14 protein-coding genes are annotated in these 15,601 nt (G+C 44.9%); 13 read left to right on the top strand and 1 reads right to left on the bottom strand.

The window, feature by feature from the left end; translation table 11 throughout:
• Positions 1-200: 200 nt before the first annotated feature.
• The 13 genes from mtrE to J7J01_08710 all read left to right on the top strand — a co-directional run bounded on the left by mtrE (position 201) and on the right by J7J01_08710 (position 14,299).
• The gene (gene mtrE / locus J7J01_08770) at positions 201-1,148 is read left to right on the top strand and encodes a tetrahydromethanopterin S-methyltransferase subunit E (protein MCD6210958.1); all 948 of its coding nucleotides are present in this window, start codon (positions 201-203) and stop codon (positions 1,146-1,148) included.
• A 6-nt stretch (positions 1,149-1,154) separates the two neighbouring features.
• Positions 1,155-1,850 carry a tetrahydromethanopterin S-methyltransferase subunit D gene (locus J7J01_08765; protein MCD6210957.1) on the top strand — a complete coding sequence of 232 codons (696 nt, stop codon included), beginning with the start codon at positions 1,155-1,157 and terminating at the stop codon, positions 1,848-1,850.
• Positions 1,847-2,683, top strand: a complete 837-nt coding sequence (gene mtrC / locus J7J01_08760) for a tetrahydromethanopterin S-methyltransferase subunit C (protein ID MCD6210956.1) — start codon at positions 1,847-1,849, stop codon at positions 2,681-2,683. Before J7J01_08765 ends, mtrC begins: the two co-directional genes overlap by 4 nt.
• A 25-nt stretch (positions 2,684-2,708) precedes the next feature.
• Entirely contained in the window at positions 2,709-3,008 is a 300-nt protein-coding gene (gene mtrB / locus J7J01_08755) for a tetrahydromethanopterin S-methyltransferase subunit B (GenBank protein ID MCD6210955.1), read from the top strand.
• 2 nt (positions 3,009-3,010) lie between these two features.
• Positions 3,011-3,742 carry a tetrahydromethanopterin S-methyltransferase subunit A gene (mtrA, locus tag J7J01_08750; protein ID MCD6210954.1) on the top strand — a complete coding sequence of 244 codons (732 nt, stop codon included), beginning with the start codon at positions 3,011-3,013 and terminating at the stop codon, positions 3,740-3,742.
• Position 3,743: 1 nt separating this feature from the next.
• The gene (gene mtrF / locus J7J01_08745; protein MCD6210953.1) at positions 3,744-3,947 is read left to right on the top strand and encodes a tetrahydromethanopterin S-methyltransferase subunit F; all 204 of its coding nucleotides are present in this window, start codon (positions 3,744-3,746) and stop codon (positions 3,945-3,947) included.
• 17 nt (positions 3,948-3,964) lie between these two features.
• Entirely contained in the window at positions 3,965-4,258 is a 294-nt protein-coding gene (gene mtrG, locus J7J01_08740) for a tetrahydromethanopterin S-methyltransferase subunit G (GenBank protein MCD6210952.1), read from the top strand.
• 18 nt (positions 4,259-4,276) lie between these two features.
• Positions 4,277-5,251 (top strand): tetrahydromethanopterin S-methyltransferase subunit H, encoded by a 975-nt coding sequence (gene mtrH / locus J7J01_08735; GenBank protein ID MCD6210951.1) that lies wholly within the window; start codon positions 4,277-4,279, stop codon positions 5,249-5,251.
• A 125-nt stretch (positions 5,252-5,376) separates the two neighbouring features.
• Complete coding sequence (locus J7J01_08730; protein MCD6210950.1) at positions 5,377-6,210, top strand: CbbQ/NirQ/NorQ/GpvN family protein; 834 nt, start codon at positions 5,377-5,379, stop codon at positions 6,208-6,210.
• A 143-nt stretch (positions 6,211-6,353) separates the two neighbouring features.
• Positions 6,354-9,485 carry a VWA domain-containing protein gene (locus J7J01_08725; protein ID MCD6210949.1) on the top strand — a complete coding sequence of 1,044 codons (3,132 nt, stop codon included), beginning with the start codon at positions 6,354-6,356 and terminating at the stop codon, positions 9,483-9,485.
• Positions 9,486-9,576: 91 nt separating this feature from the next.
• Positions 9,577-9,732 carry a hypothetical protein gene (locus J7J01_08720; GenBank protein MCD6210948.1) on the top strand — a complete coding sequence of 52 codons (156 nt, stop codon included), beginning with the start codon at positions 9,577-9,579 and terminating at the stop codon, positions 9,730-9,732.
• Positions 9,733-10,725: 993 nt separating this feature from the next.
• A complete protein-coding gene (locus tag J7J01_08715; GenBank protein ID MCD6210947.1) occupies positions 10,726-11,154 on the top strand; it encodes a hypothetical protein in 429 nt (142 codons plus the stop codon).
• Positions 11,155-11,236: 82 nt separating this feature from the next.
• Positions 11,237-14,299, top strand: coding sequence for an isoleucine--tRNA ligase (locus tag J7J01_08710; GenBank protein ID MCD6210946.1), 3,063 nt, complete (start codon positions 11,237-11,239; stop codon positions 14,297-14,299).
• A 7-nt stretch (positions 14,300-14,306) separates the two neighbouring features.
• Here J7J01_08710 and J7J01_08705 read toward each other — a convergent pair whose 3' ends face one another.
• On the bottom strand, positions 14,307-15,308 hold the full coding sequence (locus tag J7J01_08705) for an adenylosuccinate synthetase (GenBank protein ID MCD6210945.1): 1,002 nt from the start codon (positions 15,306-15,308) through the stop codon (positions 14,307-14,309).
• Positions 15,309-15,601 lie beyond the last annotated feature (293 nt).

Genomic DNA, 15,601 nt, shown 5'->3' with positions numbered 1-15,601 from the left:
CTGAATAAAGACATTATTGCTCCTGCTCCTATGTCCTATACCGGGTTACATATTATATGCCTATTCCTGTATATAATATAAGTATAAGCGCAAGGTTCGGGCTTCTCTTTCCTCTTGTTTATCTGCCTTGTTATCTTGTAGGGATACAAACATGTAAAAATAGAAAATTTTTTATAAAGTAGCAGTTCTTACCTTTGCATATGGAACCAATAGCAATGCTGTTTGCATGGATGTTGTTGATAGTCTTTTTAGCGTTGATAGCATGTATGTTCGAGGACCTGGAGTCAGATACAGGGTCACAGAGTAATCCGAACTCGCAAGTGCAACTGGCACCGCAAGTGGGACAGGTGCATCGGTTCTTCAACAAAGCGATTTCCGGTGAGGCGCCAGCATACGCGATGTACTGTACCATCGCGGGAGTAATAGCTTGGGTGCTATTATCGAAGGGAGTACACCCAATAATGGCAATCCCAATAGGAACAATAGTGGGCGAGGTAGTCCACGTGATATTTGCAACCACGGCGCATTTGGGCAGAACAACAGCGCAGAAAAGATTCGAGCAACCTATTTACCTTGATGTCTTGTATGGACATCTCCTGCCAATAGCAACGCATGGATTTATGGCAACTCTGTGCATTACAGCGATAGCTTATATACAGAGCAACCTTGGAACTCTGTCCGGACTGCCGGAATTGAACCATCCATTCGCTCTACCGATGCTCGCGTTCATCTGGGGCATTACCGTAGGTGCGATAGGTTCTTCTACCGGAGATATCCATTACGGAACGGAGCGAGAGTTTCAGGATAGACCTTTCGGTGAGGGAAAGAGGGTAGTATACCACGGTAAGATAACGAGATACGCAGAGTGCGGTATACGGACACAGAAAGACATCGTAGGTTTCTGTGTGAAATACGGTGGACCCTGCACTGGTTTGACCTTCGGGCTCATCATCCTGTTCGAGAACTGGAGGACTCTTGTGGGGATGATAGCTGGAAATTATTTACCCGACTTACAAGCCACGGCAGGAAATATGGCAGCGACAATAGGTATCGTATTAGGATTGATGATAGGGATAGCGTTGACAGTGGGGAATGTGGTGATAGTGAGATGGGCGAGAAAGAGATATGGACCCTTTGTAGGTGAGTGAAAAAAAATGGACCCAGTATTGTTGATTATAGTATGTGTGATAATAGGAGGAGTGTTAGCAAGTCTCGGTGTTCATCTGTTACCAGTAGGAGGAGCGCCAGCGGCGATGGGGACAGCGACAGGAATTGCAACGGGGACAGTCATGCTCATGTTCGGAGCGGCAATGTGCGGGTTGTTTACGGCATCAACAGTAGCGACTTTTAGCAATAGTATATTGCTCGTGTCACTTTCTGGTGCCGTAGGGTCATGGATAATGATGGGTGTCACCATGCTTATGGCGAACATCATCTATGTCTTTGGAACCGGTATTGTTCCTGCATCTGGTAGAATAGACGTGGATCCGATAACGAAAGAATCACAGAAGGAGTACAAGACGCCACAATGTGATGGGCACGGAGTACCAAACGTGAGCTTTATCTCGGGTATGATAGGGGCGTTGTTAGGTGGATTTGGCGGAGCACTCATCTATTTCGCTCTGCTTAACTACGCAAACTTTGAACCAACAACGGCAGGGATGGTAGCAATGGGAATCTTCGTAGCCAATGCAATTATTGCAGCTTACAACATCGGAGGGACCATAGAGGGTTTCCATGATCCGAAATTCAAGCGATTACCAAAAGCGCTAATTACTTGCTTCGTAATCTCGCTGTTCTGTGGTGTGCTCGTATGGCTGGCTGCAAATATAGGAGGGTTGATAAAATGACGGTTACACCAGCAGTAGAGGAGGAAGAGGAAAAGAAGCCGACAGGAGGGTTTCCGCCAGATGAAACCCGTTTGGGGATAATTTCTGCAGTGATTGCGGTGATCATAACGATATTGTTGCCCGTATTGCCAGCGGTGATAAAGGCAGTGGGCGTGATATTCACTTTGCTATGGGGCGCCGATTCTGTTCGTAAAACCTCTAAATATGGGTTAGGGACAGGTGTTCCATCCATAGGCGTGCTGGCAATGGGTTATGGTATCGTTGGCGCGATATTAGGAACAGCGTTCGCAAGTAAGACAGGATACGCAGCGGGAGCTTTAGGTGGCGTTCTGATTATGGGTGGTGTTGGATACCTATCAGGCGTGATGTCGAACAGTGAGAAATTCATAGGGATGAAGATACCAGGCTTAGAACGAGGAATGATGGAGCTCGGACTGGCAGGTTCGCTTGCAATGCTGCTTCAATTCTCTATCGTAGCCGGCTCGCTGAATTTCGATGTGGTGATGGACAAAGCAATATCTACTGGGATAATAGCGCTGCTGTTCATTCTCTCTTGCATGGCGATGTTCCATCCGTACAACGCGTGTTTAGGTCCTGATGAGAGAAGACCAAGGACGCTCATGCTCTCTGTTGAGATTTCAGGGTTGCTGTGTGCCATACTGGGAATCATTCTGGTGGTTACCGCAGGTTCAATGTGGGAAGTAGCAGATGGTGTATCTCTGGTTATTTTCGGTGCGCTGGTATGGCTTGTATTCTACGTAAAGTTCGTGAAGGCGGCTATGCGCGAGGCATATTCAGTCGTAGGAACTGGGTTAATCAAGACAATAGAATAAGGGAGGTGGCAAAAGAGAAGAGAAAATGTTGGTAATAAACGAGAAGTATGGTGTGGTACTGGACCCGGATTCACTTAAGGTAGGGGTGAGTAGAGCAGGATTCTACAAGGTGAACCTTGCTCCGATAGAAGAACAGATAAGTGTTTTGGAGACCGCAGTAGATGATCTGTTCAATTGCCTTGACCCCCAAAGCGGGTTCGTAATGTCTCAGCCACATAGAGAAGGGGCGTTGAGTAAAGCGGGTTTCGTAACGATGTTCGTGTTTGGAGTGATATTCGGCGTGTTGGCGGTGGCACTCGTGTTATTCAAGTTAGGAGGTGCATGAAAATGGTGGAGAAGAAGGAAGTCCCGGATGGATGGCCACTCGTCACCGGCGACTACGAGGTTGGTGACCCGAAGAGTTGTGTGGCAGTATCGTCAACGGGGACTTATTTCCACATCGAGCATCTGCCCGGGGTTGCAATACAGGGACCGGATAAAACAGAGAACATTGGATTGGAGAAGATGATAACGAATATTATCTCCAATCCGAACATAAGATTCCTCATCGTTGCCGGTGCGGAAGTTCCAGGGCATTTAAGCGGATCGTCGATGGTAGCGCTGTGGAAGAACGGCATTGATCCATCTACCCGGAAGATAATAGGCTCAAAGGGTGCAATTCCATTCATCGAGAACTTACCGGATGCAGCAATCGAACGATTCAGGAAACAGGTAGAAGTAATTGACATGATAGGCGTGGAAGACTACGGGGCGATAATGGCAAAAGTGAATGAGTTAAAGGCAAGAGACCCGGGGGCTTATCCGGAAGACCCGATGATCGTGAAGGTAGGCGAGGAGGAAGAAGCAGCGGCACAGCTGGAGATGCCTTTAGCCATGCCCGCATCACCTTACATGGACGTAATAAACCAGGCAACGAATGATATTCTGTACAAGGCACAGTTGATTGCAAGAGACCAGAAATTATCCTCAGGGCTCTCAGTAAATGCTATCATGGGCATGCTGGCAGGTTTGATAGTGACGGTCGTGTTTCTTCTGCCGCTTATTTTGGAGGTGATATAAAATGCCACCACAAAAAGTAGTGCAGCAAACACCGGAGACCGCGGTGATAACTGCGAAGATAGAGGATTTGAGAAAGTCCATAACGTTAATAGGCAAGGATTCAAGGTTCGCATCCGGTCTCTGGGTTGGATTCGTAAAAGGGATGGCAATCGGACTATTTGTGAGTTTGGTTCTTGCGGGACTTAAAGTTATGGCGTGGGTATAGAAAAGGAGAATAAGAGAATGGGAGAAGAGAAGAAAGGAGGAAAAGAGCAGGAAAAGCAGCTGGAGGAGGAAGTAGACGCAGAGGTGCTGGGGAAATTAGAAGAGGAACTGAAGGAGTTAGCAGTGCCTGTTGCAACAACACCGCCAGAGCACACCAAACTACTGAGCAGATTGGCGGCGATGGACGAGAAAGTGGAGTTTGTCACGGGTGAGCTTGCTCAGCGACAGGGAGAGAAAGTGGGTTTTGCGATTGGCACTTTATACGGGCTAATAATAGGAATACTTGCATATGTGCTATTCTGGATAGTATAAAAAAGGAGGGTGGAAAAAATGTTTATATATGATAGAAAGCAGGAAATATACGAAATTGGTGGAGTAAAAGTAGGAGGACAGCCAGGAGAGTGCGCAACAGTTCTTTGCGGGACGATATTCTACGCAAAGCATTATCTGGTCGAAGATGCAGAAAAAGGGATATTTGACAAGAAAGCAGCGGAAGATGTGATAAATAAGCAAGATGAGTTCTCGGATTTAACAGGGAATCCATGCATGATGCAGATATTTTCAGAATCGCCGGAGGCGATGGAGAAAGAAATTGCGTTTTGTGCAGAGAAGAGTGACTCGCCTTTCTTGATCGACTCGACAGTGGCAGAGGCGAAGATAGCGGGGCTGAAGTATGTGGATGAAGTGGGACTAACAGAGAGGGCGGTGTATAATTCAATAAACGTGTCGTGTTCATCAGAGGAGCTGGAAATAATCGGCGAATCCAAATTGGATGCGGCGATTCTCTTAGCGTTTAACCCAAAAGATTCAACGGTGGCAGGGAAGATAGATTTGTTAGAGACAGGAGCAGGTACATTTGACAAAGGACTGGTGCAGCTTGCACGGGACCTGGGCATAACGAAACAGATGTGCGACCCGGCTACACTGCCAATAGGAGCAGGTGTAGGCTCATCCGTTGCATCTGGCTACGTCATTAAGGCGAAATATGGTATTGCGGTAGGGTTGGGTATCCATAATGCACCTTCTGCATGGACCTGGCTGAAGACATTCCGGAAGGAGCATGCGACAAAAGGACCAGGTGGCTGGGAAGGGCTTGGCGCGGATGTGTTCCGTATCTGCGACATAGGCTCTAATATCATCCCGGTAATAGCGGGTCAGGATTTCGTGCTTTATGGACCAATAGAGAATGCACCGCTGGTATTCCCACTGGTTGGCATGGCAGATATGATTGTAGCAGAGGCAAACGCGTCAGAACACGAAATCGAAGTGAAGGAACCACATCCATATACGAAACTGTCAGCATAGGGGTGCTTTTTATCCCCTTTTATATTTTTTATTTTTATTTTTGTTTTTACAGTGGCTATACAAATACAAATATAAAGATTTAAATTAATATGAATTATTGTATTTAGGCAAGTAGGTAAGTAAAAATGCTGGAGAGATTGGACTCAAGATTATTATATGAAAATGGTGGGTTTGAGATAAAAGATGAGCCTTTTTATTTGCCGCAAGGGAACGAGATTGCGCTATTCGAAGCGGCATTTAAGAAAAAACTACCAGTTATGCTGAAGGGACCTACGGGGAGTGGTAAAACACGATTAGTTGAGTACATGGCATGGAAGTTAGAACAACCGCTCTATACCGTTGCCTGCCATGATGATTTAAGTGCAAATGACTTAACCGGGAGGTATATCATTAAAGGAGACGATGTAGAGTGGATTGATGGACCCCTTCTTATGGCAGTAAAAAATGGAGGTATCGTTTATCTGGATGAAGTCGTGGAGGCAAGGAAAGACACAACTGTTGTTATTCATCCATTAACGGATCACAGAAGATATATGCTGGTAGAGAAGTTAGGAAAGATATTCTATGCACCGGAGGACTTTATGTTGGTAATTAGTTATAATCCGGGTTACCAGAGTGTGTTAAAAGAATTAAAACAGAGCACAAGACAGAGGTTTGTGAGTATCGCGCTCGAATGGCCAGGAGAAGACCTGGAGACTCAAATTGTGCATATAGAAACGGGTGTTGAACATGATATTGCAAGAAAGTTGGTAAAAGCAGCGAATAAAATAAGGAATCTCGTTCATCAAGGACTTGAAGAAGGTGTTTCGACCAGAGAACTTGTCTATGCTGGCACATTGCTAAATAGTGGAGTACCAATGCGAGATGCATTATATTCAACCATGATTGAGCCTTTAACTCACGATAGTGACCTCAAAAGAAGCATAGAAGAGATCCTTAAGAATTATTTTGATGTGTGATGTGTAACTCAGCATCTAATTTCGTCTGCGAACTCAGCGTACTCTGTGGTAAATTTTATAGGTGAGTATGACAAAGAAAAGGCTACGCTACTATTGTGGTCTGCTGAAAAATGGTATGGAATTCGATTAAGAAAGCTCACGGAGTGAAAAAGATAAGGAAACTACTCGGGGAGTATTACGAAGGCGAAGTTCTTGAGAAGTTGGTTAGCGAATTGTATCCTTTGCTCGATAGAGTGGGTTATGAAGGTTTAGAGAGAGTTGTAAGTCTTTGTACTCAACTTGACAGATATAGTGGGCGAACTGCGGTTACTTTGCTTGAGGAGAGCCAAGAGCTCATTGATAGGTTGCTAACGTACGGCGATAAAGATTTAGTCATGAACGTTTATGGACTTTGTAGTCAGCTTGCCAGGTATAGTGAGGGTACGGCTATCAGGCTGCTTGGGCAGAGTCCAGAACTGATAGATAGAGTAGGCTATGCAGGATTTGAGAAGATTGCAGGGCTAAGTAGTCAGGTTGCCCGGGAAGATAGCTTCGTCGCTGCTAAGTTGCTTGGGATAAGTCCTGGACTAATAGATAGAGTGGGCTATGAAGGTTTAGAGAAGGTAGCGTGTCTTTGTAGCCGAATTGCCAAAGATCGCAGATTTATTGCTGCTTTGCTTGAGATGACCCCAAGACTCATAGATAGAGTAGGTTATGATGTTTTTGAGAAGGTAGCATGTCTTTGTAGCCAGGCTGCCGGGTATAGTGGAAGAACTGCTGTCAGGTTGCTTGAGCTGGGTCCAGAACTCATTGATAGAGTGGGCTACGATGCTCTTGAGAAAGTAGTCACCCTCTGCAGTCAGATAGCTCGGGAAGATAGTTTTGTTGCTGCTCGGTTGCTTGAGCTGAGTCCAGAACTCATTGATAGAGTTAGTTATGAATGTCTGTGGAGGATGGCAGAACTTTGTTGTCAGGTCAACAAGGATGATGGTTTTATCGCTGCTCGGTTGCTTGATGGGAGTCCAGAACTCATCGAGAGATTACTCGAGTTTGGAGATGACGAATTGGTTACAGACGTTTATGGACTTTGTAGTCAGGTCGCCCAGACTTATAATTGGAGAACTGCTGTCAGGTTGCAGGGGATGAGTCCAGGACTCATTGAGAGATTGCTGAGGTATGGAGATAAAGAGTTAGTTAAAGCGGTTTATGAGCTTTGTAGTCAGGTCGCCAAATATAGCGGACGAACCGCTGTTAGTCTGCTTGAGGCGAGTCCTGACCTCATTGCTAAAGCGGATTATGAAGGTTTAGTAAAAGTAGCTTATAAAGCATCAGAAATAGCAAAGGTAGAAGGTGAAGAGAAAGCAACCTCCTTTGTGAGGGGTGAGTCTTCCGAATATGCTGATTTTCTTGAGGCTGTCACAAAAGGTCTTGAGTTGAAGAAAATAAAACCTGTTTTGTTACATTATCTGAATGCATTATTGGGTTACGGAATCGAGATTGTGGAAGTAGAAGGTGAAGGGGTCAGAGCCACAACCGATGGCGAGCGAATCTTTCTTCCAGAGCGGATCAAAGAATTTGAAGAAGAAGATAGGAATTTCGTCATGTTCAAAGTTTTGGCAACACATGAAGAAGCTCATTTGGAATATGGTAGTTTCGATTTTGAGCTAACGAATGTTCAGGATGTTGTTGGTAGGATAAAAGCAAGATATAGTGGGCGTGAAATGAATGGAATTAGCGACACAGAGAAATTTTATACACTCTTTCCTGAACCTGCATTAGCAAAGGACCTTATAACCATACTTGAGGATTACAGAATCAATTCACGACTGCAAGCAGAATATCCTGTTCTTGGTGAACAAATATCAGAAATGAACATTCATATGGTTTCTAAAAGGGCTTCTCTTGACGAGTTAGCCAATGATAAACAAAGAGCAGTGGAGATTATAGCTCAACGGTTAATTGCTGGAACAACAAAAGAACAGATAGAACAAGTCCCGGTAAAAATTCTGCAAACATGTGAGCAAGCTTTGTCAATAAGCCAAACCTTATCATCACCACATGCGGACGTCCACGAAACCGCAAGAGTGGCGGCAGAATTATATTTCTTGATAGATGATAATTTTCAGGGACTTTATCAACCAATAAATCCTTTTTCATCACCTTTAGACCAATCGCAGGTCAATCAAAATATCGGCAATTTTGGAAGAACAGCGAGAAAAATTAATGAAAAACTGAGTAGCGAACCAACCAATACAAACTATAATAAAGACGTAAGAGAACTGTTAAGAGCTTTGTTCAAAAAAAAGGGTATCAAGCCCAAAGACGTCGAGTCACGAATTGATACTCTTGAGCCGAAAATGGTGAAGGATTACTTATGCGACCTTGAAACATTAATTACAGATGAAAAAGGACTTCGTCGCGAACAGGATACGTTTTTATATCCCGAGTGGGGTAGTGACATCGAAGATTATAGATTGAACTGGTCAAGGGTTAGAGAACGAATTCTGGATGGAGGTTCGGATGAATTCTATCTCGAAACAATTCAGAAGTATGCTGGGCAGATAAAGATAATCAGGCGAGAATTCCAGATGCTCAGACCTGAGGGTTCGGTAAAATTGAGGGCACAATTTGAAGGCGATGATGTTGACCTGGATTCAGCGGTTCAATATTTTATCGATAAGCGACTAAAGCTCTCACCTTCCGAGAGAAACTACGTACGAACCGAAAAAAGGACTCGAGATATAGTAGTTGCATTTCTCCTTGATATGAGTGGTAGTACGGCAGGAGCAACAATACTGTGTGAAAAAGAAGCATTGATATTAATGTCTGAAGCATTGAAAGAATTAGGCGATGCTTTTGCTATTTACGGATTCTCGGGGTATGGACGCGATAACGTGGCGTTTTATATTATTAAAGATTTTGAGGAGCCTTATGATCAAAGAGTACAGTGTAAAATATCTACAATAACGAATAATCAATCTACCAGAATTGCTCCTGCAATCAGACACACAACAACTAAATTAAGAAGACGAGAAGAAAAAACAAAGGTGCTTATTCTGTTGAGTGATGGTAAGCCATTAGACCGGGATTATTTTGGAAATTACGCTATTGAAGACACAAGAATGGCACTAAGAGAAGCTCAGAGGTATGGTATCAAGTCGTTTTGTATCACTGTTGACCGTGAAGCTGCTGAGTATTTGCCACGGATGTATGGCAATAGCAGATGGGTTGTGATAGATGATGTTGTAAAACTGCCAGAAAAAATAACGAGGATATATAAGCGGTTTACAACGTGAAAACACTCTGTACTTTACTGCTATCTTGTCTCTTCATGACTTTAAATAAAGTTACAGGGGAGCTAAAAGTTTTTTTATAGCTCTTTCAGCGATGCAGAGATGTCCTGCAGCCGCTACTGGATGGAAAGAGCGCTGGAAGATGCAAAAACAGGATGTCAGAGAGATTCTGGAAGTGATATTGCCAGGGAGGAGGATGACAGAGAAGGAGATACTTGAGATCGTTAAGCGGAAGAGCAGACAAAACTAAGAGTATCTTGATTCGATGATTTTCACGCAATCCAGACACGTTTAGTTAGAACTATCTCGAGATTTTGAGGATTGATATTCATTCCCCTTTTAATTCCGTGGAAATTGCTATACAGGTTGTCCGGTATCTCAGATTGTTTGCGGCTAATTTAAAATGATAGGTTGAGAAATGCATAAAATAAATAGTTGTATTTATAAAATAAATATGACAAAGTCAGGTAGGTTTTTTTCTCTTTTTATTTTTTCATTCTCCGGACAACAAGCCACGTCCCACTCCCACATCCTCCTCTCCGAGTATGCTTTCCATCATCCTGACTGCTTTGTCCAGCAATGATGCCGTCCATCTCCCTCTGGTCGCAGCCTCACGGTAACTGTCAGGAGTGTGAAGTTTTTTGCAAGTATTTTCACAGTATCCTCAGCAGCCTTATAAATTTCTCACTCGCTTGTACCACGTCACCTTTCTTCAACAGCTATTCCCTCTCCTTTAAAAATCCGCTTGCCTCTGCTATTGATAAGGACACAAACCTAATCTGGCTTGCCAGTCGAAACTGTTTCACTCATACATACGACATAAAAATGTATGGGCTTTTTATACATGAAAGAATCCGGGAGGAGCAATTCAATGTAGGAAGTAATAGAGAGAATAAGCACTTTAGAGGGGAGAGTAAGTGAGTACGACCGGATATTTGATATGATAAGGGGATTACATTACAGGAATACATTGACGGGAGGATAGATGATACGAACACGAGGATAGACGACCTGAGGTTGGACATGAACGGGAGGATAGATTCAAACTTCAAGTGGATGCTCGGCATTCAGATTGCAATGTGGATAACAATAATAAGTATAAGTGCAATTCTTTTACATTAAATTAAAAACCGTTATTTTAAAAAGAAAGGGTGTTTAGAATATAATAACTAATAACTATAAAATGCATCTAAAGGTACTTGTCTCGCGGCATCAGCGTGTATTTCGAGATAAGGTGATCCAGATGTTTGCAGATAAGCATACAATGACCCGACAGGATGTGGTTGCAAGGTACAGTGATGTGATAGAGCGGTATGTGAATGAGAAATACAGGGGTGTTGAACGCGCGGTCTCCACTATCCTGAGCTATCACCGCCCTGTTGTGTTGAGTATAATACGAGACCCATGTGATGAGAACATATGCAGGATATGCGAACGAGACAAGCCGAATATAGAACGTTTGCGGCAACTGTACGGTGACCGAATAGCATTTTATGTACTCTTTGATAGCCTACCCGAAGCCGCTATCTACCACGTCATACATCAGGGCAAAGGAGAGAAACTGCTGCCCCTGAGTGCTATCATCAACAGCACTGGCGAGGTGATAAAATACTGGTCTGGCAGACCCGTCACGGTTGATGAATATCGTGAATATCTCGACCCGATGGTGTGAAATTTTAAAAATGGATACAAAGCTATAAGCTAAGTAAGTAGGTAAGTAGGTTATGAATAAAGATAGAGGGTGAGATGCCAAGATGTCACAGTTCAGAAAAGAAGCGCAAAGACCGAATTTCGTACGATTGGAAGAGGAGATATTGGCGCTGTGGGACCGTGAGAAGACATTTGAGCGTAGCGTAGAACAGAGGAAAGGGCGGGAGAAGTTCGTATTCATCGAAGGACCGCCGACAGCAAATGGGCTCCCGCACCCCGGGCATATCCTCACGCGTGTGATGAAGGACCTCGTGCTGCGATACAAGACGATGCGAGGCTTTTATGCACCCCGAAGAGCAGGTTGGGACACTCACGGTCTACCAGTAGAGATCGAGGTGGAGAAGGAACTGGGAATAAACACAAAAGGAGAGATCGAGGAGTTCGGAATCGAGAAGTTTAATCGAAGATGTCGTGACTCGGTATTCCGGTATGAGAAGGAATGGGTGAATGCAACAAGACGTGTGGGATTCTGGATAGATATGGATTCTCCATACATCACTTTCAAGAATACGTATATAGAATCAGTATGGTGGTCTTTGAAGGAGATATGGATGCGGGGATTGCTTTATAAAGGTTATAAAGTCGTTCCTTTCTGCCCCAGGTGCGAGACCACATTGAGCAGTCATGAAGTGGCACAGGGTTATCGTGATGTGGAAGACCCCTCTATCTACGTGAAGTTCAAAGTGAAGCGCGAGAGCCAGAGCCACCAGAGCCAGTCCTCATCCTCTGTAGATGCCACTCCTGTGTACTTCTTAGCCTGGACCACCACTCCATGGACTCTGATTGGTAATATCGCACTCGCGGTACATCCGCAGTATACTTACGTGAAGGTGAGGGTGAAGGAGGGAGAAGGAGATAACAATGAGAGTATTCTGATACTGGCAGAAGCTCGTCTGGATGACGTTCTGAGCAGCAATGAGCAGCATGAATATGATTATGAGATATTAGAGCGATTCAAAGGAGAAACTCTCGCGAATATAGAATATGAGCCGCTATTCGAGTACGCGAAGATATCGGGCGGAGCCTCACATAGGGTGATCAACGCCGATTTCGTCACTCTCGATGAGGGTACCGGTATCGTCCATATTGCACCTGCGTTTGGCGAAGTGGATTACGAAGTTTGTCGTAAGGGCAATCTGGGCTTTACACAGCCTGTGGATACCAAAGGACGATTCAAAGAAGAAGTAACACCACTGGCAGGGGTATTCGTGAAGGATGCGGATAATACAATAATAGAGTGGCTGAAGCAACGTGGGATTCTGTTTAAGGAAATGAGATATATGCACTCGTATCCTTTCTGCTGGCGCTGTGGCTCTCCTCTACTTTATTATGCGCGTGAATCATGGTTCATTGCAATGAGCTCACTACGTGATAATTTGATTGCGAATAATGAGAAGATAAGATGGTATCCGGCGCATTTGAAATATGGGCGATTTGGTAACTTTTTGGAGAATATAGAGGATTGGGCACTGAGCCGTGAGCGGTTCTGGGGCACGCCTCTGAATATCTGGATTTGCAGTTCCTGTGGTGCTGAATACTGTGTAGGGAGTATAAAAGAGCTAAGAGAACGAGCGGAGGGACCTGTTCCTGATGACTTGCACCGCCCCTATATAGATGCAGTGGTACTCCGCTGCGAGAACTGCGGCGGTAAGATGAAGCGTGTGAAAGATGTGATTGATTGCTGGTATGACTCCGGTTCCGCACCCTTCGCACAATGGCACTATCCATTTGAGACTGGTAATGAAGATTTCAGGGAGAATTATCCTGCTGACTTTATTACAGAGGCGATAGACCAGACCCGGGGCTGGTTCTACTCGCTACTGGCGGTATCAACTGCGATATTTGATGAGCCTCCGTATCTGAATGTGCTCTCTCTGGGTCATATTCTGGATGATAAGGGTGTGAAGATGAGTAAGAGCAAGGGTAACGTCGTGGACATAAACGCTATATTCAACAAAGAAGGTGCAGATGCACTAAGGTGGTATTTCTTCACTGCGGGACCACCCTATGAAGATATCAGGTTCTCAGAACGTGGTATAATGGAGAAGAACAAGAGATTCATGAATGCATTCTGGAACTCGTATTTCTTCTTCATCACTTATGCCACGATAGATAACTTCAGTCCAAGCGATAAAGAGATACCGGTGGAGAATAGGGCTCCTATTGATAGATGGATCATATCACGGTTGAACAGAGTGAACAAGGATGTGATAGCAGCAATAGAGAGCTTTGATATCCACGTTGCAGCGCGTAAGCTGGAAGATTTTGTTGTCAATGACCTCAGTAACTGGTACATAAGGAGATCAAGGAGACGATTCTGGGTACCTGAGGATAATCCCGACAAGGATTGCGCTTATCTAACTCTGTATGAAGTACTGGTGACATTGTGTAAATTACTGGCACCATTTGTACCCTTCATCACCGAGTATATCTACCAGAACCTGGTGAGGGGGTGTGACCCGGAACAACCGGATAGTGTGCACCTGTGTGATTATCCCTCTCATGTTGAATCGCAGATAGATATAGAGCTGGAAGATTCAATGCTTACGGTCATCAGGCTGGTGGAAGCGGGTAGACGGGCGAGGTCGGAGGCGGGGCTAAAGATAAGACAGCCCCTGAAGGATGTTGTTATCGTTTGCGGTGAAGCGGAAGCGGGAAAGTGTGAGAAGGTGCGTCAGCTCAATCTCAGTGAGATATTGAGGGATGAGTTGAATGTTCATGAGGTAAAATTCGCTACATCTGCACCTGCGGCTGCGTCTGGAATCGGGTATAAACAGGTGAGTGTGGACGGAGCAACCCTTTTCCTGAATACGCAACTGGATAAGGAGCTCAGGGATGAAGGTCTGGTGCGAGATATAGTGAGGCGTGTGCAGGGTATGCGGAAAGAGCTTGAGCTGGAATATACCGCGGAGATACGGATAATGTATGAAGCAGCGGAGGAGGTGGAAGAGGCAATCGAGAAGTTCGCGAGTTACATCTGTGCAGAGACTCTTGCCGTTGAGATAAGCCGTGTAAGTGAAAGGGAAAGGGAGAGCGAAGGAATATATGGCAAGAACTGGAAGATAGCGGGTAAGGATGTTTATCTTGCAATAGAGCCGCTAAACTGAATGGACATCACCTCAAATCCACCATCTCCGATACCTCAGGTCCTGTTGAGATCAATTTCACCGGTACACGCGTATCATGCTCCACCTTTGCAACAAAATTCTTCACATCCTTGCTCAGCTCGCTGTAGTCCTTTGCGCCACGACATGAAGGGTCTAATTTGTCCACACCGCTCAATGCCACCATTGTCGCTCCGTTTATCATCGCGGAGTAAGCAGCCATCTTCGCATCCCAGGTACCTATTCGTCTCTTGCGTCCTGTAACAGTGCCATATTCCTCGATATGCAGCTCGGTAGCTTCTGTATCCTCCATCTGAGTCGTAAAAGGACCCTCACCCACACGTGTTGGAAATGTCTTGAATACAACCACAACATCGTCCACACGCGTTGGACCAATGCCCACATCTGCTGCCATCTGAGATGCAGTTGTGTCCTTAGAAGTGACGAACGGATAAGTACCGTAGAGCAGTGAGATGCCAAAGCCCTGCGTCCCTTCTACCAGTACACGCCCGCCCCTGTCCAAGGTCTCATTTATCTCGAGCGGGACGTCACAGAGGAACTCCTTCAGCTCCTGGTTGTCTTTCGCCTGCTTCGCTTTCCGTAATGCGCGGTCGGCATTTGCGGGTCCACAGCCCGTGCCGGTTGTCCCTATCTTATCCTTCAATTCCGCATCTCCTCTATCCTGCTCTATATGCTTCGCCTCTATTATCCCGCATCGCCAGTCCACACCTACTCGCCCTTCAAGTCCGAACGACGTTACCTCCTGCGTGAGCACTCGTGGGTCAACCAGAACGCCAGCGCCAATAAGAAGTCGTGCAGACTCGTGCACAAAGCCTGAGGGTACCATCCGCAGTGCATACCGCTTACCCGCGACTTCAACGGTGTGCCCGGCGTTGGGACCCACACCTCCACGGGCTACCACCTCAGGTTTATCATGACGCGCCAGGTATGCAATGATCTTTCCTTTACCCTCATCACCAAAGAATCCCCCTACTACTATTATTGAAGGCATGTGTATCAATTGAAATAGAGGATGCTATGCTATAATAAATATAAGACGGGTTTATGAAGGGAGACCGTAGGTGTCCCAAAAACTTTCTTTAGAAAAGGAAGTTTAATCAAAGAAACAGGATTATTTGTGTGAAGCAATAGCATAAGCATAAGCATTTTTTAATAAAACTTTTTCTTAAAAAAGTTTTTGCGTAAGCGTTCTTAGTAAAGGTTTTTCCGCGAAGCGGAAAAAAAAAGTTTTGTTTCAAAACCTTCTTTCTAAAGAAAGAAGCTTTACCAAGAAAGAATTGTTTT

The organism is Methanophagales archaeon (genome assembly GCA_021159465.1).
Lineage (GTDB): Archaea > Halobacteriota > Syntropharchaeia > Alkanophagales > Methanospirareceae > G60ANME1.
The sequence above is the reverse complement of the archived record's forward strand: the minus strand, read 5'-3'. Positions and strand labels throughout refer to the sequence as shown.